Consider the following 23,474-nt stretch of genomic DNA (forward strand, 5'->3'; position numbering starts at 1 on the left):
CTCCTGCGTTCCCGGGGTCAACTCAGTGACCACTGCTGGTTGGATCCGCCGTTGCAGGTCCACAGTTCTACGGGGGTGCCGTTGGCGGTGGCGGCGCCGGTCACGTCCAGACACAGGCCGGACTGGGCGCTGGTGACGGTGCCGTTGGCGTTGACGTTCCACTGCTGGTTGGCCTGGCCGTTGCAGGTCCAGGTGATGACCTTGGTACCGGGGTTGGCGCCCTGGTTGGAGGCGTCCAGGCACAGTTGGTTGCTGCCGGAGTACACGGTGAGCTGGCGGGAGTCGGTCCGGGACCAGGTCTGGTGCGCCGCTCCGGTGCAGTCCCGGATCTGCGTCTGCGTACCCGGGGTCGTGGACGCGCCCGGCACCTCCAGGCACTTGCCCGCGCCCACCGCGTGCAGCGCGGTCGACGTACCGCCACCGCCCCCCGCGCCGTAGCCGGCCGCGGTGATGGCGGCCTGGACGGCGTTCTCGGTGGCGTCGGAGGGATAGCCCGCCGTGATCGCGCCCTCGAAGAACTCGCCCACGCCGTTGGGGCTGTTGTCGCCCCCGGTGCCGAGCAGGACCGAGCTGTCGACCTTCATCGGTGAGTAGCCGTTCGGCAGGGGCCCGGAGTAGGTGGTGGTCAGGCCGCCGCTCGTGCCGTTGCCGTATTTGAGAGTGAAGTTGCTGGTGCCGTTGTTCTTCAGCCACGCGCTGACGAACGGGTAGTGCACGCCAGGGTTGTTCGGGTCCTTGTTGGAGCCGGTGTTGGTGTGGAACATGCCGTTCTCCAGGTCGGCCTCGACCCACGGGCCGCTGCCGGTGCAGCCGCCGAACCAGCAGGCGGTGCCCCAGTAGATGGCGTTCATGGTGGCGTTGCCGGTGTCGGTGTGGGAGTTCTCACCGCTGCCGTAGTCGAAGCAGCACCACTGGCTCGTGTAGTTCGACGAGGTCACCATGTAGATGCCTTCGGGCTGGGCCCCGGTGGGCACCCCGCTCGCGTGGTCGAGCCGGTAGCCGACGCCGGGGGTGACCTTGACGCCGAAGACCTGGTGGCCGGCCGCGGTCACCGGCAGGGCCATGGCGTCCGCGCCGACGTCGGACCCGTTGGGGCCCGGCCCCTTCCAGTAGCCGCCCCAGGAGATCGGCATGTCGTTGTGCTGGGCGGTCTGGTCGTAGATCTTCGTGATCGTGCACGATGTGCCCGAGCAGAACGACACCTGGGAGGCGCTGTCCGCGTACCCGCCGGCACTGAGCACTCCGATGTCGCGGTAGCTGTGGTCGGAGGCCCGCTGAATCCGGTACAGCGGGCCGTTGTACGACGCGAAGAGCGCCCTGGTCGTGGCGTGTGCCGTCACGCACGGCGTACCGCCCGCGGCGTAGAGGTCGCACGGGAGGGACGCGTCCGCCACGCGGTGGGTCACGTGACGGACGACGGCTGTCGTAGCGGCCCGCGGGGACGTGGCGAACGCCGGTGCGCCGAACGCGGCCACGGCCATCGCCAGGGCGACCAGGAGCACGGCTTTCCATCGCCTGGGTCGGCGATCACCGGCTGGTTCGAGCATGGAGACCTCCTCTGTGGCTGTGCGCACCCGGTGGTGCCGACGCTTGTCGAGGGCTCGGGCCGGGGTCATCTCGACGTCGGGTCATCCCCACGTCCACCGCTGACTGCTGCCGCCGTTGCAGGTCCGCAGCTCGGCGAGGGTTCCGTCGGAGGTGGCCCCTCCGGCGACGTCCAGGCACAGGCCCGACTGGTTGCCGGTGATCGTGCCGTTGGTGTTCAGCGTCCACTGCTGATTGCTCTGGCCGTTGCACGACCAGATCTCCACCTTCGTCCCCGGAGTGGTCTGGTTGTTGTAGGCGTCCAGGCACATCTGGTCGCTGCCGGAGTAGACGGTGAACTGGTTGGACGCGGAGTGCGTCCATGTCTGGTTGGCGCCGCCGTTGCAGCTCCAGATCTCCACCTGAGTGCCGGCGGTCCTGGTCGAGTCGGGTACGTCCAGGCACTTGCCCGCACCCACCGCGTGCACCGCGCCGGTCACGCTGGTGCCGCCGCCGCTGGCGCCGCCCGCGACCCGGTACATCACCGTGCCGTGCGCCGGGACCGAGGCGCTGATCGTGCCCGAGGTGGTGGAGGACGCCCCCGACCACAGGTCGGTCAGGGTGTAGGCGGACGCCCCGGTCTTACCGATCGCGGCCGCGGTGGTGGAGATGGTCGCTGTCGAGCCCGTCTCGTTGAACAGCGCCACCGACACGTCCCCGTTGGCCAAAGGCTTGGCCAGCACGTCCCGGCCGCCTGAGGAGGAGACCATGGTGCCCTGCTTGCCGAGGGAGTCCTGGTCAACCGCGATCACCCGGGAGTTGGTCAGCGTGGACAGGGTCTCCGCGCCGGCCGAGGGGATGTTGGTGCCCGCGATCAGCGGTGCGGCCATCTCCGCCCACAGGCTGAACTCGCTGCGGCTCTCGGTGGCCGTCATCGAGCCGTTGCCGACCTCCAGCATGTCCGGGTCGTTCCAGTGGCCGGGGCCGGCGTAGGAGGCCAGTCCCACGTTGCTGTGGAAGATCGACAGCATGCTGGCGAAGTTGGCGCTGATGTCCCCGGTGGTGCGCCAGCTGTTGCCGACGCCCGCGCCCCAGGTCCACACGTTGTCCTGGCCCCAGTTGCACAGGCTGTACAGGATCGGCCGACCCGTGGCCGCCAGGGCCTCCCGCATCGCGGTGTACCGGCTCTGCGCGGACACCCCGTTGTTGTTGCAGTTGTCGTACTTCAGGTAGTCCACGCCCCACGACGCGAACGACTGGGCGTCCGTGCTCTCGTGCCCCAGGCTGCCCGGATACCCGGCGCAGGTGGCGGTGCCCGCGTCCTCGTAGATCCCCAGCTTCAGCCCCAGGGAGTGCACGTAGTCGGCGGTGCCCTTGATGCCGTCGGGGAACTTGGCCGGGTCCGGCACCAGGCGGCCGCCGGAATCGCGGTTGTGGGTCATCCAGCAGTCGTCGATGTTGACGTAGGAGTAGCCCGCTGCCTGCATGCCGTTGGTGTGCATCGCCTGCGCGGTGGACTTGATCAGCGACTCGGAGACATCGCAGCCGTACGCGTTCCAGTCGTTGAAGCCCATCTGCGGGGTCAGTGCCAGTCCGTTGCCCAGCGCGGCGGCGGGCTGCGCCGTACCGAGGGAGACGAGGGGAACGCCCACGCAGAACAGCGCGATGGAGAAGGCGAACGCCAAGGTCCTGCGCAGGGACGGTCGTGGGAACGGCGGCAGGAGGTGTCCGACTCTCCTGGTGATCATGTGCATGTCATCAGCTCCTGGGCCGGGTCGCGGCAGAACACGCCGTGGGGCAGAAGGATTCAGCGGTATCCGGCCGCGGTGATGTTGGCCTGCACCGCGTTGTCGGTCGCGTCGGAGGGGTAGCCGGCGACAATGGCCCCCTCGTAGAAGGTTCCGGCGCTCAGGTTGGCGCCGCCGCCGGGCTTGCAGCAGTCGCCGCCGCTGCCCAGGACAATGGCGCCCTGCTTCTTCATCGGGCTGTATCCGCCGGGCAGCCCGCCGTCCCACAGGGTGGTCAGGCTTCCGGACTGCGCGTTGCCGCCCTTGAGGGCGAACCTCGACGTCCCGTTGTTCTTCAGCATCGCGGTGACGAACTTGCTGGTGAAAGCACGCTGGTTGGTGTTCCAGGACTGGCTTCCCCCGGAGTACAGGCCCCATTCGAGATCGGCCTGCACCCACGGGCCGCTTCCCGAGCAGCCGCCGAACCAGCACTCGGTGCCGAAGTTGATCGCGTCCATCGCCCCGGCCGCGTCGGCCTTCCGCGTCGTCTCACTGTTGCCGTAGTCGAAGCAGCAACCGTTGTTGACGTGAGTGCCGCTGGTCACCATGTACGCCCCTTCGGGCGCGCTACCGGTCGGCACGCCCGTCAGATGACCATCCCGCCAGTAGCTGTTGCCGGGATTGATGTACAGCGAGTACGCCTTGGTGCCCCCGGCGGTCAGCGACTCCGAGGTCGCCTTCGCGGGACTGCTCTGACTCGACCCCGGAACCTGGGCCGATCCCTGGTACCACAGGTCGTTGCCGCGTCCGGACTGGTCGTAGACGACCGTGATGACACAGGAGGTGCCCCCGCAGAACGAGTCCTGCGCCGCCGCGTCGGCGAAACCGCCGGACGCCCGTACGCCGATGTTCCTGGTCGCGTTGTCCGAGGCGCGCCTGACCTGGTACAGGCTGCCGCTGTACGACCCGTAGAGCGCCCGCACGGTGCTGTGCGCGGCCACGCACGGAGTGCCGCCCGCGGAGTAGATGTCGCACGGGCCCGACCCGCCGGGCGCGGGTGGAGGTGTCGACGTGGTCCACTTCTGGTTGCTCTGGCCGTTGCAGGTCCACAGGATGACCGCGGTGCCGTTGGCCGTGCCCGCCCCGTTGACGTCCAGGCACAGGCCGGACTGGACACCGGTGACGGACCCGTCGGAGTTCTGTCGCCACGCCTGGTTCGACTGCCCGTTGCACGACCAGATGATCACCGGGGTTCCCGGCGCGGTCCGGTTTTCGTAGGCGTCCACGCATCGGGTGCCGTCCATCGTCCTCAGCTCGCCCGCCGAGGTGAACTCGAACGCCTGGTTCGGCTGGTTGTCACAGTCCCGGATGTCCAGCGCCGTTCCCGGGGTGTCGACATTGCCCTTGACGTCCAGACACCGCCCCGACGCCGCACTTACCAAGGGCGCCGGCGTCGATGCCGGCGCCGACCACGTCTGCGCGGTCGTCAGCATCATGGCCAGCAGCGCCATCACACCTACGGCGGCGGACGCCGGAAGGCGTGGTCTGCGAGCCGCGGGGCTTCGGCGAAAAACGGATGTAGGCCGCATTCTGTTCCTTGGGTCTGTGGGGGAAGGTGACAGAGGGTGCTGTGCCTTGCCGAACGGGATGTTCGTGGACCGCCGCGAGCCACCGGCACGGCCGCGGGATCCGAACGCCTCATGGTGGCGAGGGCGCCCGAGAGCACTCACAGAAACCACTCAGACATCCCATGTTGCTAGTGATTCCACAGGCTTCCCACAGAGTCAATACGCTCCACACCTTCAATTGGATTCTGATCCATCCCATGTATTGCTGCTGGTAGGCCCGTTGTGAGGGCATGCCGGAACCCGCGTCCGGCGACGGCCGCCGTGCCGGACGCGGGTGTTCGTTCCGGTATCACCTCACCTGAGGTTCCAGTGCTGGTTGGCGCCGCCGTTGGAGTCCCAGATCTGGACCGGGGCCCCGTTGCCGGTCTGCCCGCTGGGGATCTCCAGCGCCCGGCCGGAAGCGACGTTGGTCAGGGTGTAGGAACCGTCGCCGTTCTGACTCGCCCGCCACTGCTGGTTCGCACCGCCGTTGGCGTCCCAGATCGCCACCCGGGTGCCGTTGCCCGTCTGCCCGCCGGGCTCGTCCAGGACCCGCCCGCTGCCGATGTTCGTCAGCGTGTAGGAGCCGTCGCCGTTCTGACTCGCCCGCCACTGCTGGTTCGCGGCACTGCCATTGGCGTCCCAGACCTGCACGGGCGTGCCGTTCGCCGTCTGCCCGCCCGGCACGTCCAGCACCCGGCCCGCGGCCACGTCGGTCAGCGAGTACACCGTGCCCGAGACGATGCCTCCGCCCGGGTTCCCCGTACCTCCGCCGAGCGCGGAAAGGGCCGCGTCGTAGGCGGGCTTCTTGTTGCCGTTGTTGTCGAACAGCAGCGGGTTCTCCCCCGTCCGCCACGAGTCGCTGTCCCTGATCCCCCACACCGTGATGCCGGTGCAGCGGGCGACGCTCATGCACGCCCGCACCGTGTTCCCGTACGCGGTCGCCGAGGCCTGGGCGATGTCGAGTTCGGTGATCTGGACGTCGACGCCGAGGGCGGCGAAGTTGGACAGGGTGGTCTGGAAGCTCGACGGCGGGCCGCCGGAGCCGAAGTGACTCTGGAGGCCGACGCAGTCAATGGGCACTCCGCGCGCCTTGAAGTCCCTGACCATGTTGTAGACGCCCTGCGTCTTGGCGTCGTTCCAGTTCTCGATGTTGTAGTCGTTGTAGCAGAGCTTGGCCGAGGAGTCGGCGGCCCGGGCGGTGCGGAAGGCCTCCTCGATGAAGCCGTTCCCCAGCACGTTCTGGAAGACCGAACTGCGGTGCTGACCGCTGCCGCCGTCGGCGAACGCCTCGTTGACCACGTCCCAGGCGTAGATCTTGCCCTTGAAGTGGTTCATCTCGGTGGTGATGTGATTGTTCATCACGCTGCGCAGGGTGTTGGCGTCACCGATGGAGCTGACCCAGCCGGGCAACTGCGAGTGCCACACCAGGGTGTGGCCGCGCATCCGCTGCCCGTGCGCGGTGGCATGGCTGACGATCTGGTCGGCCGGGCCGAAGTTGAAGTTGCCGCGGGACGGTTCGGTGGTGTCCCACTTCATCTCGTTCTCCGGGGTGATCATGTTGAATTCCCGGTCGAGGATCGTGGAATACGTCGAGTTGCCGAGTTTCCCGGCAGCCACGGCCGTACCGAAATAGCGGCCGCTGTCGGCGGCGGCCGCGCCCAGCGTGCCGGAAGCCGCGTGCGCGGTGAGGCTCGCCGGTCCGCTCAGGGCCAGTGCCGTGCCGGCCAACAGGCCGGTGGCCGAGACCAGGGCTCTGCGGAGCAGAGGCTCGTCGTTGAGCCAGGACATGAAGGATCAACCTCCTTGCGCGGGGGCGCGAGAGGGGCGGACACCGGCCACGGGACGGTGTCCGCGGTGGAGTGGGGTCATGTGCTCAGGAGACCGGCAGAGCGGTCCACTGCTGGTTGGTTCCGCCGTTGCAGTCCCACAGGACCAGTTGCGTACCGTCGGTGGTGGACGCGTTGGGGTCGTCGAGGCAACGGCCGGAGACCGGGTTGCGGTAGCCGCCGTTGTACGTCTGCCACTGCTGGTTGGTTCCGCCGTTGCAGTCCCAGATCTCGATCTTGGTGCCGTTGGCGGTGCCGCGGCCGGTGGCGTCGAGGCACTTACCGAGCGCCCGCAGGGTGCCGTCGGAGCGCGCGGACCACGTTTGCGCGGCGGAGCCGTCGCAGGACCGGATCTCCGCGGCGGTCCCGTTGGCGCTGTTGCCGCCGTTGACCCCCAGGCACTTCCCCGGGATCCCGGAGCGCACCTGCCCGACCGCGGAATCCGGCGGCTTGATCCAGCCTGCCGCGTCCGCGGCCTGGATCCCCGTGTTGAAGGCGTCCGCCATCTTGCCGAAGCCGCTGTCGTTGGGGTGCAGGGCGTCGGACAGGTCCGCGGCGGTCAGGGCGCTCATGTCGACCAGACGTACATGCTTGCCGGCAGCCTGCTCGGCCTGGACGATCCCGGGCAACTTGGCGTTGAACGCGGGCCGGTTGGCCTCCTCGGTGCCGCTGGTGGAGATGATCACGGTGCCGACGAGCACGGTCGCGTCGGGTGCGGCCCTGGTGATCTGGTCGATGAGCGCGTGGAGCCGGTCGGCGGCGGTCGGGATCTGGTAGTTGCCGTTCAGGTCGTTCGTGCCGATCTCCAGGGTGACCACGTTGGGGCGGTACCGGGCCAGCACGGAGTCCGCGATGCCGGCGATCTGGTCGATCCGCCAGCCGGAGTGGCCTTCGTTGTCCGGGTCGGACATGGTGCCGTTGCGCCCCGAGCCGACGAAGTCCAGGGTGTGGCCCTCGGCCGTCAGCTTGTTCGCCAAAAAGCTCCGGTAGCTGTTCCCGGACGGGCTGCCGACGCCCCAGGTGATCGAGTCGCCCAACGGCATCAGCCGCAGCGGCGTGGGTGCGGCGGCCCGGGTGGCGGACGGCGGCGCCTCGGCGGCGTTGGCCGCGGCAGGCCAGGCGGCGCCCATGGCGAGGGTGGCCGCCAGCGCCGTGGCCAATGGTGCCCAGTACTTCTTCATCAGCGTTCCTCACTGGGTGCGGGACAGTGGGTGGGGGGTGAACGAACCGCCGGTCCGTGCAGGCGTTCTGGAGGCGCGAGCAGGTCAGCGGGGGGTGAAGTCCTGGTTGGTGCCGGGTGCGTTCTTGCACTGCCACTGGTCCAGTTGCTGGCCCAGGTTGCTGCCGCCGCCGTAGACGTCCAGGCACAGACCGCTGTTCTGGTTCTTGAAGGAATACGAGCCGTCGGACTGCTGTACCGGCAGCCACAGAGTGCTGGACGCTCCGCCCGCGGCCTGCTGCACGATGTTCGGCGTACCGGCACTCGTGGAACCTCCCGCCACCGCCACGACCTGTCCTGAGTGCTGTGCCCGCAGTTGCCCGTAGCCGCCCGAGGCGGGCACGAACTCGAACTGCTGGTTGCTCTGCCCGTTGCAGGTCCACTGGTCGATCGCGGCGCCCGCGCCGGTGGAGTTGCCGTACACGTCCAGGCACAGGCTGTTGGTGCCGATCACCAACTGGTGGTAGCCCGTGGGGAAGCCGCCGCCGCCCGAGGACTGGACGCCCGCCTGCTGGATGACCTCTCTGGCGCCCTGAGGCCAGTTGGTGCCGCTGACCTGGACGTTGCCGGTGAGGACGTTGTTGTGCGGAGGGCCGGTGGCCACGTACGTGTTGCCGCCGTTGTACCAGTTGCCGGAGAACGTGCTGTCGTCGGTGTGGTTGTTCGCGTTGGCGTTGGTGAGCGCCCAGTTGCCGGCGTCCTGCACCACGTTGTTGGACACCCTCAGATACCGCGAGCCCTCGTCGAGGTACAGGGCGGTGGTGCGGTTGTTGTCGTACATGTAGTTGTCGGAGATCACCGAGCCGGGGGCCGCGGACAGGCTGTAGATGCTGCCGCCGTCGAACATCGCGTTCTTGGTGTCGAAGACCAGGTTGTGGGAGACGGTGTTGTTCTTCAGCGTCGTGGGAGTGCTGTAAATGGGCTGGTAGTTGTACGTTCCTCGGTTGACGTAGTCCTGGCTGCCGCCCGGGTCGTTCATCCCCCAGCCCCAGCCGATGTCGATCCCGTCGTAGGGCAGGTGGTCGCACTGGTTGTGGGTGATCGTCGCGTTGGTGACGTAGGTGGACAGGATGCCCGCGGTCTCCTTGTAGTCGGTGCCCACCCCGCTGACCTTGTTGTTGCTGATGGTGATGTTCTGGTTGCTCATCTGCGGGTTGGCCGGGTGGTGCGCGTCCGGCTGGATCCCGCCGACCTGGATGCCGCTGCCGGCGAGGTCGGTGAACGTGTTGCCGGTGATGGTGACGCCGCTCGCTCCGAGTCCGGTGCCGGAGGCCGTGGCGACGCCGTCGTTGCCCACGCCCAGTCCGGCCTGCCCGAGTTCGGAGAATGTGTCGCCGGAGAACGTGATGTTCGTGGCGGCGGAGACCTGGACGGCCGCGGGCATCTGCGCCCAGTGGTTCCGGGTGGCCTCGAACTGCGTGCAGCCCGACTTGCAGGTGCTCAGCCAGTTGGCGGGCATCGCATAGGAACCGGTGATGTGCGCGCCGCTCTGCTGGTCCGCGTATCCGTCGGGTCCGCTCGGGCCCAGCCAGGAGGTCCCGGTGAACCGTATGCCGGCGAATGCCAGACCGGTCGCCGGTGAGCCGTAGCTGCCACTGATGCCCAACAGGCTCTGCAGCCGGGGCAGTTCGACGTCGAGGCTGTTCGGGTTCTGCCCCGGCTGGGCCCGGTAGTACAGGTCGCCGGTGGACGAGTCGAGGTACCACTGCCCGGCCTGCTTGAGGAACGCGTAGTTGTTCTCCAGGTACATGGTCCCGCCGGCGAACGGCGCGTTGATGGTGTCGTAGCCCCAGGAGTTGTTGTTCCACGCGGGCTGCTGCATGGTGATGGTCCTGCCGCTGATCGACTGGACCGGCGCGTAACGGTCGGTGAAGGAGTTGACGCTCTCGACTTCCATGTGGCTCTGGTCCGAGAGGCCGGCCAGGTAGTCGAGGGAGGAGTCGGTGACGGTCAGGCCGGTCTGCGTGAAGGTGAAGCTCGAGCGGGGCACCTGGATCGACGCCCGCGGTGCCTGCTTCCCGTTCACGTACAGCTGACGCGTGTTCACACCGGTACCGACATGGACCGACCAGATGTTGCTGCTTTGATCATGCACCTGCCAACCCGAAACCCGCTGGGCGCCGCTGACGACCGGCTGCTGCCCGGACACGGCCTGGTAGGTGATGGTGTGGCCGTTCTGCCCGCCGTCGCCGGGGCCGAAGGTCAGCGGCTTGGTCAGCCGGTACGTGCCACCGGCCAGGTGGACCACGACGTCCGCATCGGCCGAGAGCCGGTGCGCGGGCTGCTGCGCCTGGTCGATCGTCGCGAACGGCTGCTCCGCGCTGCCGTTCCCGCCGGGAGCCGCATCCGGAGACACGTACAGGGCGGCGGTCGCTGCCTGGCGCTCGGTGGGTACGGCGGATGCGGCCCCGGCTGTGCTCAGGCTCTGGGCCAGTAGGGCGAGCAGGGCCACGGGGGCGGCCCAGAGGCCGCGGAGCGCTCTGGCTCTGGACATCGTCATCCTTCGGTAGGGGTGCGCGGGGCCGGAGAGTCCGGCCGTGCCTCGGACTCGGCGTCGGGCACGCTCAGGCCCGTATCCGGTGGCGGTGGCCCGTGGCCGGTGGCGAGCCGACCACGGTCCGGTGCCGTTCGGATCAGGAGAGGCTCCATTGCTGGTTGGACTGACCGTTGCACGACCAGAGTTCGGCCAGGGCGCCGTTGGCCGCGGAGGCGCCGGTGACATCGAGGCAGAGTCCCGACTGGGTGCCGGTGACGGTGCCGTCGGAGTTCAGCTGCCACTGCTGATTGGCCCCGCCGTTGCACGGCCACGTCACCACTTTGGTCCCGGCGGACGTCTGGTGGTTGTACGCGTCCAGGCACATCTGGCCGCTGCCGCTGTAGACGGTCAACTGGCCGGAGGACGTGCGGGTCCACTTCTGGTTGTCGCCGCCGCTGCAGTCCCAGATCTGCAGTTGCGTACCGGCCGTCGTGGACGAGTTCGGCACGTCCAGGCACTTGCCCGCGCCCACCGCGTGCAGCGCTCCGGTGCTCGTCCCGCCGGAGGCGTTGCTGTATCCGGCCGCGGTGATGTTGGCCTGAACCGCGTTCTCGGTGGCGTCGGACGGGTAGCCCGAGGTCATCACGCCCTCGTAGAAGGTGCCTTGGGCGCCCTTGCTGTTGTCGCCGCCGATGCCGAGGATGATGGCACCCTGCTTGCGCATCGGGTTGTAGCCCGCGACGTTGGGGCGCGGACCGTCGTAGAACGTGGACAGGCTGCCCGACTGCGCGTTGCCGCCGCGGATCGCCCAGTGGTTCGGGCCGCCTTTGACGATGGCGGTCGTGTACCGGTAGTTGATGGTCGGGTCGTTCGCGTTGTAGTGCTGGTTCACTCCGGAGAACAGGCCGTTCTCCAGGTCGGCCATGATCCAGGGGCCGTTGCCGCTGCCATAGCCCCAGACCTTGATGTTGCCGAAGTAGATGGCCTCCATGGTGCCGTTGCCGTCGTCGTTGCTGTCCGTCTCGGCGTTGCCGTAGTCGAAGCAGCAGCCGCCGTTGTAGTGCGTCCCGTCGAAGATCGCGTACATGCCTTCGGGGTTGTCCCCGGTGGCGATGCCGTTCGTGTGGTTGTTGCGGTACCCCGTGCCGGGCGCCACGAAGACGCCGTAGGCCTTGTGGCCTCCCACCGTGGTGGGTGCGGCGGTCGCGTTCGCGAGGTTGTCGGGGCCGCCCGCGGCTCCGCCCCCGGGCGCCTGCGTGAGGTTGTTGCCGCGACCGGACTGGTCGTAGACGATCGTGATGAGGCAGGTGGTCCCCGAGCAGAACGAGTCCTGGCCGGCGGCGTCGGCGTACCCGCCCGCGCTCAGGACGCCGATGTTCCGGGTGGTGTTGTCCGAGGCACGCCGCACTTGGTAGAGCGGCCCGTTGTACGAGCCGTACAACGCTCGTGTGGTGCTGTGGGCCGCCACGCAGGGGGTACCGCCCGCCGCGTAGATGTCGCACGGCCCGGATGTGTCTGCATGGGCCGCACCCGCCGTGACGGCGGCGCCGGTCAGCGTGCCGGCGACGAGCACGACCGCGGCTCCCGCGCGGGCGAACGCCTTCGGCGGGGAGCCGACCGAGCGCGCCGGCGACGGCGCGTTCGCCCGTTCGGGCACGTTGTCCGGCCTGCCACGGCGCCGTACCGCCGCGAGCAACCGTCGCACACCACCGGGGTGGCGTCTTGTCCGTATGGTTCCCATCCGATCTCCCTACCGTGCCGGCGCGACCCGTTCGGGTCGTGTGGGGGCGCTGACAATCCGGAAGCGCTTCGAGGTGCCGTATGTGCAGCGGATTGCAGAGAGGTTTCGGGGGGAGACGGTGCTCCCGTAACTGACGGGCTGTCAAGGGTGTGGAGGATCCTGTTGCGAACCTTGTCGCGGAATCGGTTCGACGGCTGATTCCCGCGGGTCGCCCCTGACCGTCACATCGAAATGTTGCGACGCCGAGGGACGCGGAAGCCCAGGCGTTCTCCCGGCGGGCGGGGGTGCGCGGCGGGCCGGGACCGGCCCGCCCGACGGCCTGCCCATCATGCCGGTGAGCAGCAGCGCAGCGGTCAGGCCCGGTGCGGGAGGGCCGGTCCGGGAGGCGCGGGGCGACGAGGCGACGCAGCGGCCCGTGGGGCGGCGCCGTCTCACCGTGCGGCACGCCGTTGACCCAGGACCCCCACAGTCCTACGATCCCGTCGAAGCGCTTGCGTGCGAATCGGTTCGCCCCAGGGTCGCGTGTCGTTCGCCATCAACGCTCAGGGCCCGTCCGTCACGGCGGCGGTGAAACGCGTGGCGAGCGCTTCCACCGCCGCGCGCAGTTCCTGCCCGCCCTCGACGCGGAAGGCGAGCGGCAGCTGCGCCAGCCACTCCTGCGCGTACATCGTCGGATTCCTCGTGCTGCCGACGAGCACGCACCCGTCTCCCGACGGTTCGAGCCGTCCCATCGGCGGGCGGATCGACGGCAGCACCTCGGCCATCGGGGCGTCGAACACCACCCGCGTGGGAAACTCCCACCCCTTGCCCAGGTTCTCCTCCAGCGCCGCCACCGGGTCGAGGCCGTCGGGCATCTCGAAGCCATGGACGGTCTCCCGGACCGCGCGGACCCGGTCGATCCGGTAGGTGCGGATCGCGTCCGCGTGGTGGGAGTGGCACAGGAGGTACCAGCGGCCGTAGCGGACGACCACCGCCCAGGGATCCACCTCGGCCTCCCACTCGTTGCCGGATTCACTGCGGTACGTGACGAGCACGCGGCGTCGCACCGCGCTCGCCGCGACCAGCGTGCTCGTGAGGGCGGGATCCGGACGGGACGCGTGTCGGTCGGGCGCCGCCGAGGCGTGCTCGCGCAGGGCGGCCGCCTGCCGGCCGACGCTCTCGGGCAGCGCCCGGATGACCTTGCCCAGTGCGGCACCGACGAGGTCGTCGGCGTCGGGGTCGGCGGCCGCCGGCTGACCGTCGAGGACCGCCATGACCAGGCCCAGCGCCTCGGGCTCCGTGAAGACCACCGGAGGTAGCCGCGCCCCGCGCCCCAGCCGGTACCCGCCGTAGGGGCCCCGGGCCGAGTGCACGGGGATGCCCGCCTCGCGGAGGATCCCGACGTAGCGGCGCGCGGCCCGCTCCGTGACACCCAGGGAAGCGGCGAGCTCGTCGGCCGTCACTCCCGCGGTGCGGGACTGGAGGATCTCGAGGGTGCGCAGGGCTCGCGCGGTGGGACTGAGATCGGTCGGCATCCCGAGCAGATTAGGTGGTCACGAGATATACCGGAAGTGGATTGTCCGGAACCAGTCGTAGCGTGATGGCATCGACCTCATGGGCTTCACGGGAAGAGAGAACTGATCCATGGACATCCTGCTCATCGCCGGCCTGTGGCTCGACGGATCCGCCTGGGACGACGTCGTGCCCGTGCTCGAGGAACTCGGCCACCGCCCCGTGGCACTCACCCTGCCTGGTCAGGGTGGCGGGGCCGAGTCCGCCACCCTGGAGGACCAGGTGGCGGCGGTGCTCGCCGCCGTGGACGCGGCGCCGGAGAATCCCATGGTGGTCGGGCACTCCGCGGCCGGCTCCCTGGCCTGGCTCGCCGCCGACGCGCGGCCGGAGCGGGTCGCCGGGGTGGCCCTCATCGGAGGCTTCCCCTCCGCCGACGGGCAGCCGTACGCCGACTTCTTCGAGACCAAGGACGGCGTGATGCCCTTCCCCGGGTGGGGCCCGTTCGAGGGACCGGACTCCGCCGACCTCGACGAGGAGACACGCAGCCGCATCGCCTCGGCGGCGATCCCTGTGCCCGAGAGGGTGGCCAAGGGTACGGTGCGGCTGAAGGACGAGCGGAGGTTCGACGTCCCCATGCTGCTCGTGTGCCCCGAGTTCAGCCCCGCCCAGGCCCGGGACTGGATCGACGCCGGTGACGTGCCCGAGGTCTCCCGCATCAGGCACCTGCGCTTCGTCGACATCGACTCGGGCCACTGGCCGATGTTCACCAAGCCGGTCGAACTCGCCCGGCTGCTGGCCACGGCGGCCGCCGATGTCTGAGCCCGGGCCGTACCAGGTCCGCCCCCTGGACGCCGCCACCTGGGACGTCTTCGCGGAGCTCGTCGAGCGCAACAACGGGATCTTCGGCGGGTGCTGGTGCATCGGCTACCACCCGGAGTGCGGCCGACACGGGATCAGCCACCGCGAGGCCAAGGAGGACCGGGTGCGGACCGGCCGCGCCCACGCCGCGCTCGTCCTCGACGAAGGCGGCACCGCGCAAGGGTGGTGCCAGTACGGCAGCCCGGAGGAGCTCCCCAACATCAAGCACAGGCGCGCGTATGACAAGGACGTACCGCCGCGGCCGGACTGGCGGATCACCTGTGTCTACGTCGACAGGAAACACCGCGGACGGGGCATCGCGCGGGCGGCGCTGGAAGGCGCCCTCGACCAGATCGCCCAGGCCGGAGGGGGCGTCGTCGAAGCCATCTCGGAGGTGACCGACGGACGCGAGGCGCAGGGCCGCTTCCTGTTCAGCGCGACCGTCGAACTTTTCCAGGACTTCGGATTCACGCGCGGTCGGCAGGTCGGCAAGCATGCGTGGATCGTGAGCAGGGTGGTCGATCCGGCCTGAGGTCGACGCGCCCACCGAAGGGCAACCCGGCTTGCGTCGGGCGGCGGTTGGCGGCGGTGCGAGGCCGGCCGCGACCTCGGTGGCTGCCGGGGTGGGAACCTGGTGTACGGCTCGACACCGTGCGGGGCATGCTCCGCGACGGTCCCGCGGCGTGAGGAGACGGTCACCGTGTTCGACTACGACTCGGAGCTCGCTCGCCATCACGAGCGACTGCTGGAAGCCCTCGACGTCCGCCCCGGTGATCGTGTCCTCGACGTCGGCTGCGGCACCGGCCTGACCACCCGGGACGCGGCCCGAGCGGCGTCGGTCGGTAGCGCGCTCGGCATCGACGTGTCGGGGCCCATGCTGGAGCGGGCCCGCCGACAGGCCGAGGCGGAAGGGCTCGGCAATGTCGATTTCGTGCAGGGCGACGCCCAGGCCCATCCGTTGCCGCCGGAGTATTTCAGTCTGGGTGTCAGTCGGTTCGGCACGATGTTCTTCTCCGACCCGGCGGTCGCGTTCGCCAACATCGGGCGAGCCCTGCGTCCGGGTGCGCGCTTCGTGCAGCTGGTCTGGCAGGCCGCCGACCGTCAGGAGTGGCATACCTCGATTCGGACGGCGCTCGCCGGCCGGCACGCGTCGGCCTCGACGGGCGACGACCCCTTCACGCTGGCCGATCCGGACGACGTGGCCCAGGTCCTGACCACGGCAGGCTTCACAGCCGTGGACGTCGTCGACGTAGGCGAGCCCGTCTGGTACGGCCCGGATGCCGACCACGCGCGTACCGCCGTACTCCAGCTGCGCATGGCGAAGGATTGGCTCGCCGCTCTGGATGCCGCGTCCGCCGAACGCGCCCTCGACCGGTTGTGCGCGACGCTCGACGCGCACGACACCGGCGACGGCGTGTGGTTCGACTCCCGCGCCTGGCTGGTCGGCGCGCGCCGAGTTTGACCGTCTGCGAGCGGACGCTGCTCCGACGCAGGAGCGGTCAGGCCTGGGCGGCGCGGTTGGTGCGGACCCGCTGGGCGACGTCGCGGAGCTTGATGTTGTGTTGCTGCGAGATGCGGCGCAGCACGTTGAAGGCGTCGTCCTCGGTCAGCTTGTGGCGTTCCATCAGGATGCCCATGGCCTCGCCTATGGCGTGCCGGGTCTTCATGGCGTCCTCGAGCTGGTCGATGGTGCGGGCGTCGGCCAGGGCGACGGCGGCGTGCGAGGCCAGCATCCAGCCGGCGGTCTCGATGTCCTTGCCGAAGGCGCCCGGGCGGCGGGAGTACAGGTTCAGCGCGCCGAAGTCCTCGTCGTGGGTGTAGAGCAGCACCCCGGTCATGCTGCCGATACCCAGGTCGCGAGCCGCCGTGGCGAACCGGGGCCAAGCAGGCTGCGGCTCGGTGATGTCCGCGATCCGGAACACGCGCTCCCCGTCCCCGCCGGTGGCCCGGGCGGCGAGATCGAAGCACGGGCCCTCTGCCAGCTCGCCCTGCAGCTGGTCGGATGCTTCCACCACGTCGCCGCACGAGGACAGCGTGACCGCCCGGCCCTTGCGGACCGCGAGGATCCCGGCCGCGTCACAGCCGTCCACCAGTCGCACCGCCGACGCCGCGATCTCGTCCAGTGTCCCCTGCACCGACTCCTGGGCCAGCAACGTCCGCGCAAGCTGGGCCATCGCCTCTGCGAATTCCCGCCACTCCACCGCCACCACCCACCTCGCCCATCGGTGCGGCCACCCTACCGCCGACCCACTCCCCACCATCGGCCGAACCGGCCTCGCCGGGTCACGCCCCGGCGTGAGCAGCATGACGGGCTCACCTGTGCGCGGCCTCTCCGGCTCGTTGGCAGAACCGGAGAAGCCTGGCCGGAGCGGCCCCCATGGGGTACGCCGCCACACCCGGCCTGCCCTTCAAGTCCCCACCCCTGACCACGCTACTCCTCCGCAATGCGGTGTGATCAACGTTTCAACGGTCCTCATGTCGGACGCGGACGACGAGCTTGCCGGTGGCGCGGTCGTGTTCCATGTCGTCGTGGGCCTGCGGCACCTGCTCCAGGCCGTCGTAGACGCGGTCCACGGGGAAGGCCAGCCGACCGGCGGCCACGGCGTCGAGGATCTCCTGGAAGGCCTCCCGAGGCAGGTCGGCGGCGTCCCCGAAGTAGCCCGCGAGGCGCACGCCCCTCGGCAGGTACTCGTTCGGGGAGAACTCCCGGACCGTCCACTGGTTGGAGAGGCTGCCGCCGAAGCAGCCCGTGCCGTGTACGCGTACCGCGCGCAGGGTGTCGGGCAGGGTCGGTGTGCCGACGAGGTCGAGAGCGGCGTCGACCCCGTGCGGGTACAGCTCGCGTACGGCGGGCGCGATCTCGCCGGTGTCGAGGAGGGGGTGGTCGACGCCGTGCTCCGACAGCAGCGTGAGGCGGTCGGCCCGCCGGGTGGTGGCCAGCACTGTGGCGCCGCGCCAGGTGGCCAGCGCGGCGGCTGCCAGGCCGACCGAGGAGGTGCCCCCGCGGATCAGCACGGACTGGCCGGGCTTCAGGTCCAGGCCGATGGTGAGCGAGCCGTAGGCGGTCTGTACCATCTCGGGCAGTGCGCCCAGCACCTCCCAGGGCAGGTCGGTGTCGACCGGGATGACCTGGGACAGCGGCACCGAGGTGTACTCGGCGTAGCCGCCGTCGTAGGTGCGCCCCATGTCCCCCATCATCGCTACGACCTTCTGCCCGGGGGCCAGCCCGCTGCCGGCCGGGGCCGCGTCCACGGTGCCGGCGACCTCGATGCCCGGCACCCGGGGAAAGCTGACGCCCACGCTCAGGCCCAGCCGGAGCTTCAGCTCCGAGCGGTTGAGGCCGAACGCCTCGACGCGGATCCGTACCCAGCCGTCCCTCTCGGGCGGGAGCGGGAGCGTGGTCGGCCTCAGGTTGTCCACGGGGCCGGGGGCGGAGAGCCGGACGGCGCGCATCGTGCTGGGCGAGGACGTCATGAGCCTGCTTTCTACCCGGGGGCGGGAGAGTCGGTCGGCGGTGGTCAACGTGCAGCCGCCGCGGGTTCATTCCCGACTCGTCCCGCATCTCCGCCTGATTTCCTGAACGCCTGCACGGGCTGGGTTACGCTCATCACCCGCTGGGGGGAACTGGCGTGCATCGAACGTGACTTCGGGGGTTCTCTTGTCGGGACAGCGGCCGGCGTCGGCGGACGACGCGGCTGCCGCACTGCGGCAGACCGGTGCCTTACCACTGCGCCTCGGCGACCCGAGGCACGTCGGACCCTATGCGCCGGTCGCGCTGCTCGGCAGCGGTGGCATGGGACGGGTGTATCTGGCGCGTCCCGCGGACGACAGCCCGGGCCTGGTCGCGGTGAAGGTGATCAGGCCGGAGTACGCGGAGGATCCGAGGTTCCGGCGCCGGTTCGAGCGCGAGGCGGCCGTGCACGCCCGTCTTCGTACCCCGCACGCACCCCGCCTGTGCGGCACGGGCTTCGAGGACGAGGTGCTGTGGATGGCCACGGAGTACCTCCCCGGCTTCGATCTTGCCGAAGCCGTGAAGGCGTACGGCGCCCTGGAGACGGCCGCGGTCTGGCGGCTGGTGGCGGAGCTGGGGCAGGCACTCGCGGGCCTCGCCGTCGAGGAGATCGTGCACCGGGACCTGAAGCCGTCCAACGTGTTGCTGTCCGTCCGGGGCGCGCATGTGATCGACTTCGGGATTTCCAAGGCGGCCGACGCGAGCGCGATCACCGGCACGGGCAACCGGGTGGGGACACCGGCCTATATGTCGCCCGAGCACCTGCGAGAGGGCCGGTCCGACACGGCGTCGGACGTGTTCTCGCTGGCCGGGACTCTGGTCTACGCGGCAACGGGGCGTGCGCCGTTCGGCGACGGCACAGGGGTCGACGTGATGCACCGGGTGGCGTACGAGGACCCGAACCCGGAGGTGGTCGGCGAGATCGCGGAGGCGGACGCGGAGCTCGGTTCGCTGCTGACCGCCTGCCTGGACAAGGAGCCCGTACGGCGACCCACTCCGCAGGAGCTGATCGACGCCGCGGGGTTACGCCCCGTGCCGTCGGCCTGGCCGGAGCCACTGGGCGGCAAGGTGCTCGCCCGGCAGCAGGCGTACGAGGCGCTGCACCGCCTGCCTGTCGAGGTCATCAGCCGTCTCCGGTCCCCGGGCGACCTGCTGCTGCTCCGGTCCGCACCCATGCCGGAGCCTGCTCCGCCCGATGCGCGGGCACCGGAGAAGGACGACAGCTCCGCGGCCACGCCCCCGCCCGCACAGCCGGACCCGATGGACGTCCCAGCCCGGAGCCGTAGGACAGCGTTATTGGTCGCCGTCGCGGGCGTCGCGATCTGTGTCGTGGCTGCCGTGGCCTTATTGCTCATCCGTCAGGATCCCCCCGCGGCCGCATCCCCGAAAGCCGGTGCCACCAGCGCAGACGGCACCGGCCCCCGTGACGCCACCGGCGGTTCGGTGTCCCCGAGTACGAGTGGACTGACCCGCCCGGACGTCGACGGCGCCGTCGAGGAGGACCGCGACGCCAAGGCGGGGACCGCCTCGACGGAGCCCGAGGCCTCGGGCTCCGTCGGCGACCAGGACGACAACGCGGTGCCTCCCGGTGAGACTCCGTCCACCGCGCTCTCCCCCACGCCGTCCCCCGACAGCCCGTCCGTCGGGACCGACACCGCGCCCTGGCTCTCGGAGTGCACGTACTACGCCGGCAACGGACGCACCCGCCTCGGCGACAGCGGCAAACGCGTACAGCAGGTGCAGTGCATCCTGACCGAGCGCGGGTACAGCGTGGGAAGCAGTGGCGTGGACGGTGAGTTCGGGTCGGGCACGGAGTCCGCGGTCCAGGCCTTCCAGAGCGAGCGGGGGCTGAACACCGACGGCGTCGTCGCGCACGACACCTGGGTCGCCCTGCGCAGCGCCGGGTGACGACCCCGGACCAACGGCCGACGCGCCGCGCTCACTCGTCGATCACCGAGCCGAAGTGGGCACCGTGGGCGCTACCGCCGAGAGCGGCGGCGCCGTAGGAACGGGAACCGTCGGCGAGCAGTCCCTTGCCGCTCGCGGGCAGCAGCCATACCGCGCCGTCGCCGGCGTTCTCGTCGGGCGCGGCGGCCACCAGCTCGGCCCGGCCGTCGCCGTCGGTGTCGATCAGCCGCACCTGGGCGCCCCAGCCGTCACTGGCCTCGGCGGCTCCGGGGATGCCCGGGGTGTTCTGGTCGAAGTGCTGGAAACCGGTGGCGGTCAGGCCCTCTCGCGAGCCGCGCAGCAGCGACACCGCGCCCGCCCCCTGTTCGCCGTCCGCGTCCTCGCCGGGCCCACCGACGGCAAGGTCGGCGTATCCGTCACCGTCGACGTCGGCCACGGAGACGTCGTTGCCCCACGAGTCGTCCACGCCGGGCGAGCCGAGCAGGCCGGGGGAGTTCTGCGACCACCACTGCGGGGCGAAGCCGGGGCCCTCCTCACCGGCGGGCCCTTCCTCACCGCCGTAGTAGACGCCGACCAGGCCGCCGGGCGCTTCCGCGTCGCCGGCTGCCTCGTCCACGCCGCTGAGCTGGCCGACGACGAGGTCGTCATAGCCGTCGCCGTTGATGTCGCCGGAGGCGGTGCCCAGGCCGCCGTGCAGGTCGCGCCCGTAGCGCAGGCCTTCGGCGCCACCCGCGTAGTAGGCGGACCAGCCCTTGGTGTAGTCGTCATCGGGGCTGTAACCGGAGACCACGAGGTCGGCGAAGCCGTCGCTGTCGTAGTCGCCGGTGGTCAGGTAGGCGGCCTGGAGGGTGTGGCCGGTGGCGTGCGGGGTGCCGACCTGGCGCAGGACGCCGGCGTGGTACGTGAAGACGTGCAGGCCCACCTTCTGGTCCAGGACGACGAGCTGGTCGCCGTCGATGTCCCCGGTGAACCGGGCGGCGGCCACCGCATGGCCGAACCGTGCGCCCTCGGCGGGCGTGGCGGCGGCGACGGTCGCGGTGCGCCCGGTGTCGAGGCCCTTCGCGGATCCGTAGACGACGGTCACCCGGCCCGCGTCCTCGACGGTGCCCTCGTCCTCGCCGGGCGTGCCGATGACCGCGTCGTCGTAGCCGTCGCCGTCCAGGTCGCCGGTCGCGACCCCCTGTCCGAAGTGGTCGCCGGTCTCGGAGGTTCCGGGCACGCCCTTGGTCGACTGGCTGACGAGCTGGACCCGGCCCTTGGGCACGGTGTTGTTGGTGCCGATGCCGTTGGGAGCGCCGTACTGCACGGTGACGTACCCGGCGCCCTCCTTGCCGTCGACCGCGCCCTCCGGGACGCCGGTGAGGAGGTCGCTGTAGCCGTCGCCGTTGAAGTCGCTGTTGCGGTCGGCGGCGGAGGTGCCGCCCGGGACGCCCGCGAACGCGGTCGGTGCGGCCAGGATGCCCGCTCCCGCCAGCAGCAGGAAGGAGGCCGCAGCGACGGCGGCCGAGCCTGCGGTACGCCGCTTGGTGCGCGTGGTGATGTTCATGTCTGTTCCCCCCGTGGGAAGTTGATGCTCTGTCAGCCGGATGGTCTGTCCGACTGGTCTTGGTGCAACGCAGGGTTCGACACGACGAGCCCGGAACAAGTTGTGGGGCCCGGGCGTGCTGTGACACGCCAGTGACATCCGTTGCCGCACCACGACACCCGGGACCGGAACCGCAACGTCAGTGCACTGGCTCGCCGATGCCCAGCAGGTTGCCCTCGCTGTCACGGAACCAGGCCGCGCGCTCTCCTCGGGAGTTCTTGCTGGGGTAGTTGCCGTCGATGTCGGCGATGCCGTTCCTTGTACGGAAGCCGGGTAGGTCGACCTCCTCGAAGACCACGCCACGCTGCCGCAGCTGGGAGACGACGGTCTCGATGTCGTCCACCTCCCATCCCATCTGGGTGAAGGTCCCGGGCGAGGCCCCTGTCGACTGGAAGAGGGCGAAGTCGGTGCCCCCGCAGCGGTACAGCAGTCCGCCGGGGCGTTCGTCGACGGGATCGAGCCCCAACTGCTCGGCGTAGAAGCGCCGGGCGCGGTCCAGGTCCTGCGCGGGAAGCCTGGTCGCCACGCGACCCCGGGCCAGAATGTTCCTGTCGTCTGCGGTCATGTCTCCACTGTGCGCCGGTTCGCCGCCGTGTGCCGGGCGCGCCCCCGCGGTGGGAGTAACCGAAACCATCATGACAGGTCGGGGGCCGTTTTCGTAGGACGGATGGCACAACTCGAAAGTGTTGTCAGGCCACTGCTCCTGATCTCAGAATTCCCGTCATGGATCACTCAGAAAAGGTCGATCAGGACGCGGTGTTGCGGGCCCGCACGATGCTGCTCGGATCCGGCCGGCTGGAGCTCGGGCGGCAGGTCGAGGCGTACCGGGTGCTTTCCGCTGTGAGTCCTTTGACCTATCTTCCGAAGCTGGCGGAGGCGTTGCTGTCCTACGGATATGCGCAGGAGACCGGGAATGTGCCGGAGATCCAACTGGCCCGTCGGGCCGAAGCCGTGGCCGCGGCGCGAGCCATCGACGACAAGGACCCGAAGAAGACCGATCTGCTCGTCCGTACCCTGGACGCCTATCGGTACGAGTTGTCTCTCCTCGGCCGCCGGGCTGAAGGATTCGCCCTGTGCGAGGAGATGGCCGATGCCGGGACATCAGGGTTCGCACTCGGTCAGGTGCAAAGCCCTCTGTACGGACACGGGCCGCTGGTGGTCGCTCTGGCCGAGGAGGGCCGGTACCGGGAAGCCGCGGAATGGTGCGAGCAGATGGTCCGATCCGAGCACGGACAGGAACCGGCGGAGCCGTCGTTCTGGGACATGGTCGAGTGGGTGGCCGCGCTGGACGCCTCCGGACGTCACGAGGCCGCCGTGGAGGTCCTCGCAAAGCTCGTGGACGACACCCGCGCGGGATGTGCCGAGGACGGCACCGCACTGGCCATCCTGACGTGGGAGCTGGTCCACCAGGCCACGTTGCTCGATGGCGTGGGGCGCCGCACCGAGGCGGTGGCGGCCCGGCAGGAGGCCCTCGCCCTGCTCACCGAGTTGGACCTGACCGGGGAGCGCAAGAGCTGGAGCAATATTCACTCGTGGTGGAGCACACTGTTCGCGATGTCCGGCCGTTCGGCGGAGCCGGTGCCGTCCGCGAGTGCGCCGGGCCCGTCTTTCGGCGCGGCTCTCCACCAATGGTCGCCCGACATCAAGCAGGCCTATTTCGGCAGCATGTCGTCCCTCGAAGAGCGGGTCGAGGAACTTCGAGAGGCGGCGAGGACCGATCCGGGCAGGTATCTGCCCGAACTGGTCGCCGTGCACCGAAGACTCACGATCCGGTCTGCCGTTCACCGGGAGAACCGGAGCCACCTCATTCTGAAGCCGCTCCGGCCCGTATTCAATGAACACGTGGATCTCGCCCGCCGTCTCGCCGACAAGGAAATTCTGGCCCGCGCTTTGACGGACCGTTCCATGTTTCTCCTCGCCGCCCACCAGTACGGCGAGGCCTACGACGATTTCGTGGAAGTCTGCGAGCTGTTGAACTGACGGTCAGTGCCGGGCGAA

Annotated in this window: 16 protein-coding genes and 1 pseudogene; 5 read left to right on the forward strand and 12 right to left on the reverse strand. The window is 69.9% G+C overall.

All coding sequences use genetic code 11. From position 1 onward, the window contains the following. Positions 1 to 17: 17 nt before the first annotated feature. The 8 genes and pseudogenes from OG841_RS03880 to OG841_RS03915 all read right to left on the reverse strand — a co-directional run bounded on the left by OG841_RS03880 (position 18) and on the right by OG841_RS03915 (position 13,637). Positions 18 to 1,547, reverse strand: a complete 1,530-nt coding sequence (locus tag OG841_RS03880; RefSeq protein ID WP_371563427.1) for an arabinofuranosidase catalytic domain-containing protein — start codon at positions 1,545 to 1,547, stop codon at positions 18 to 20. Positions 1,548 to 1,628: 81 nt separating this feature from the next. Continuing rightward, positions 1,629 to 3,272 carry a glycoside hydrolase family 27 protein gene (locus OG841_RS03885; RefSeq protein WP_371563430.1) on the reverse strand — a complete coding sequence of 548 codons (1,644 nt, stop codon included), beginning with the start codon at positions 3,270 to 3,272 and terminating at the stop codon, positions 1,629 to 1,631. A gap of 59 nt (positions 3,273 to 3,331) precedes the next feature. Next, positions 3,332 to 4,762, reverse strand: a complete 1,431-nt coding sequence (locus OG841_RS03890) for an arabinofuranosidase catalytic domain-containing protein (RefSeq protein ID WP_328642769.1) — start codon at positions 4,760 to 4,762, stop codon at positions 3,332 to 3,334. Positions 4,763 to 5,176: 414 nt separating this feature from the next. After that, a pseudogene (locus OG841_RS03895) lies at positions 5,177 to 6,649 on the reverse strand (endo-1,4-beta-xylanase); the annotation flags it as partial. A gap of 85 nt (positions 6,650 to 6,734) precedes the next feature. Then, positions 6,735 to 7,868 (reverse strand): ricin-type beta-trefoil lectin domain protein, encoded by a 1,134-nt coding sequence (locus tag OG841_RS03900; RefSeq protein ID WP_328642768.1) that lies wholly within the window; start codon positions 7,866 to 7,868, stop codon positions 6,735 to 6,737. Between the two features lie 84 nt (positions 7,869 to 7,952). After that, entirely contained in the window at positions 7,953 to 10,400 is a 2,448-nt protein-coding gene (locus OG841_RS03905; RefSeq protein WP_328642767.1) for an RICIN domain-containing protein, read from the reverse strand. Positions 10,401 to 10,539: 139 nt separating this feature from the next. Beyond that, positions 10,540 to 12,123: an arabinofuranosidase catalytic domain-containing protein gene (locus OG841_RS03910; RefSeq protein ID WP_328642766.1), complete on the reverse strand. Its 1,584-nt coding sequence runs from the start codon at positions 12,121 to 12,123 to the stop codon at positions 10,540 to 10,542. 542 nt (positions 12,124 to 12,665) lie between these two features. Next, on the reverse strand, positions 12,666 to 13,637 hold the full coding sequence (locus tag OG841_RS03915; protein WP_328642765.1) for a helix-turn-helix transcriptional regulator: 972 nt from the start codon (positions 13,635 to 13,637) through the stop codon (positions 12,666 to 12,668). Between the two features lie 109 nt (positions 13,638 to 13,746). Between OG841_RS03915 and OG841_RS03920 the strand changes: the two genes are divergently transcribed. The 3 genes from OG841_RS03920 to OG841_RS03930 all read left to right on the forward strand — a co-directional run bounded on the left by OG841_RS03920 (position 13,747) and on the right by OG841_RS03930 (position 15,934). Then, positions 13,747 to 14,433, forward strand: a complete 687-nt coding sequence (locus OG841_RS03920; RefSeq protein ID WP_328642764.1) for an alpha/beta fold hydrolase — start codon at positions 13,747 to 13,749, stop codon at positions 14,431 to 14,433. Continuing rightward, complete coding sequence (locus tag OG841_RS03925) at positions 14,426 to 15,004, forward strand: GNAT family N-acetyltransferase (RefSeq protein ID WP_328642763.1); 579 nt, start codon at positions 14,426 to 14,428, stop codon at positions 15,002 to 15,004. Before OG841_RS03920 ends, OG841_RS03925 begins: the two co-directional genes overlap by 8 nt. Positions 15,005 to 15,172: 168 nt before the next feature. Further along, positions 15,173 to 15,934 carry a class I SAM-dependent methyltransferase gene (locus OG841_RS03930; RefSeq protein WP_371563439.1) on the forward strand — a complete coding sequence of 254 codons (762 nt, stop codon included), beginning with the start codon at positions 15,173 to 15,175 and terminating at the stop codon, positions 15,932 to 15,934. Positions 15,935 to 15,971: 37 nt separating this feature from the next. On the opposite strand, the gene OG841_RS03935 is transcribed toward OG841_RS03930, so the two are convergent. Beyond that, positions 15,972 to 16,673, reverse strand: coding sequence for a GAF and ANTAR domain-containing protein (locus OG841_RS03935; RefSeq protein ID WP_328642761.1), 702 nt, complete (start codon positions 16,671 to 16,673; stop codon positions 15,972 to 15,974). 262 nt (positions 16,674 to 16,935) lie between these two features. After that, positions 16,936 to 17,946: a zinc-binding dehydrogenase gene (locus OG841_RS03940; protein WP_328642760.1), complete on the reverse strand. Its 1,011-nt coding sequence runs from the start codon at positions 17,944 to 17,946 to the stop codon at positions 16,936 to 16,938. Between the two features lie 184 nt (positions 17,947 to 18,130). Here OG841_RS03940 and OG841_RS03945 point away from each other — a divergent pair, with 184 nt between their 5' ends. Further along, positions 18,131 to 19,891 carry a serine/threonine-protein kinase gene (locus tag OG841_RS03945; protein ID WP_328642759.1) on the forward strand — a complete coding sequence of 587 codons (1,761 nt, stop codon included), beginning with the start codon at positions 18,131 to 18,133 and terminating at the stop codon, positions 19,889 to 19,891. A gap of 31 nt (positions 19,892 to 19,922) precedes the next feature. Here OG841_RS03945 and OG841_RS03950 read toward each other — a convergent pair whose 3' ends face one another. Both OG841_RS03950 and OG841_RS03955 read right to left on the reverse strand, forming a co-directional pair. Then, positions 19,923 to 21,437 (reverse strand): FG-GAP repeat protein, encoded by a 1,515-nt coding sequence (locus tag OG841_RS03950; protein WP_371563443.1) that lies wholly within the window; start codon positions 21,435 to 21,437, stop codon positions 19,923 to 19,925. 178 nt (positions 21,438 to 21,615) lie between these two features. Beyond that, positions 21,616 to 22,041: a VOC family protein gene (locus OG841_RS03955; RefSeq protein WP_371563446.1), complete on the reverse strand. Its 426-nt coding sequence runs from the start codon at positions 22,039 to 22,041 to the stop codon at positions 21,616 to 21,618. Between the two features lie 158 nt (positions 22,042 to 22,199). Between OG841_RS03955 and OG841_RS03960 the strand changes: the two genes are divergently transcribed. Next, positions 22,200 to 23,456, forward strand: coding sequence for a hypothetical protein (locus OG841_RS03960; protein WP_371563449.1), 1,257 nt, complete (start codon positions 22,200 to 22,202; stop codon positions 23,454 to 23,456). Positions 23,457 to 23,474 lie beyond the last annotated feature (18 nt).

This window comes from Streptomyces canus (assembly GCF_041435015.1).
GTDB lineage: Bacteria > Actinomycetota > Actinomycetes > Streptomycetales > Streptomycetaceae > Streptomyces > Streptomyces canus_G.

What these genes read in the sequence shown, in the direction of transcription:
- OG841_RS03880 (WP_371563427.1), bottom strand. Translation starts at nt 1,547, where the DNA reads ATGCTCGAACCAGCCGGTGATCGCCGACCCAGGCGATGGAAAGCCGTG.
- OG841_RS03885 (WP_371563430.1), bottom strand. Translation starts at nt 3,272, where the DNA reads ATGATCACCAGGAGAGTCGGACACCTCCTGCCGCCGTTCCCACGACCG.
- OG841_RS03890 (WP_328642769.1), bottom strand. Translation starts at nt 4,762, where the DNA reads ATGGCGCTGCTGGCCATGATGCTGACGACCGCGCAGACGTGGTCGGCG.
- OG841_RS03900 (WP_328642768.1), bottom strand. Translation starts at nt 7,868, where the DNA reads ATGAAGAAGTACTGGGCACCATTGGCCACGGCGCTGGCGGCCACCCTC.
- OG841_RS03905 (WP_328642767.1), bottom strand. Translation starts at nt 10,400, where the DNA reads ATGTCCAGAGCCAGAGCGCTCCGCGGCCTCTGGGCCGCCCCCGTGGCC.
- OG841_RS03910 (WP_328642766.1), bottom strand. Translation starts at nt 12,123, where the DNA reads ATGGGAACCATACGGACAAGACGCCACCCCGGTGGTGTGCGACGGTTG.
- OG841_RS03915 (WP_328642765.1), bottom strand. Translation starts at nt 13,637, where the DNA reads ATGCCGACCGATCTCAGTCCCACCGCGCGAGCCCTGCGCACCCTCGAG.
- OG841_RS03920 (WP_328642764.1), top strand. Translation starts at nt 13,747, where the DNA reads ATGGACATCCTGCTCATCGCCGGCCTGTGGCTCGACGGATCCGCCTGG.
- OG841_RS03925 (WP_328642763.1), top strand. Translation starts at nt 14,426, where the DNA reads ATGTCTGAGCCCGGGCCGTACCAGGTCCGCCCCCTGGACGCCGCCACC.
- OG841_RS03940 (WP_328642760.1), bottom strand. Translation starts at nt 17,946, where the DNA reads ATGACGTCCTCGCCCAGCACGATGCGCGCCGTCCGGCTCTCCGCCCCC.
- OG841_RS03950 (WP_371563443.1), bottom strand. Translation starts at nt 21,437, where the DNA reads ATGAACATCACCACGCGCACCAAGCGGCGTACCGCAGGCTCGGCCGCC.
- OG841_RS03955 (WP_371563446.1), bottom strand. Translation starts at nt 22,041, where the DNA reads ATGACCGCAGACGACAGGAACATTCTGGCCCGGGGTCGCGTGGCGACC.
- OG841_RS03960 (WP_371563449.1), top strand. Translation starts at nt 22,200, where the DNA reads ATGGATCACTCAGAAAAGGTCGATCAGGACGCGGTGTTGCGGGCCCGC.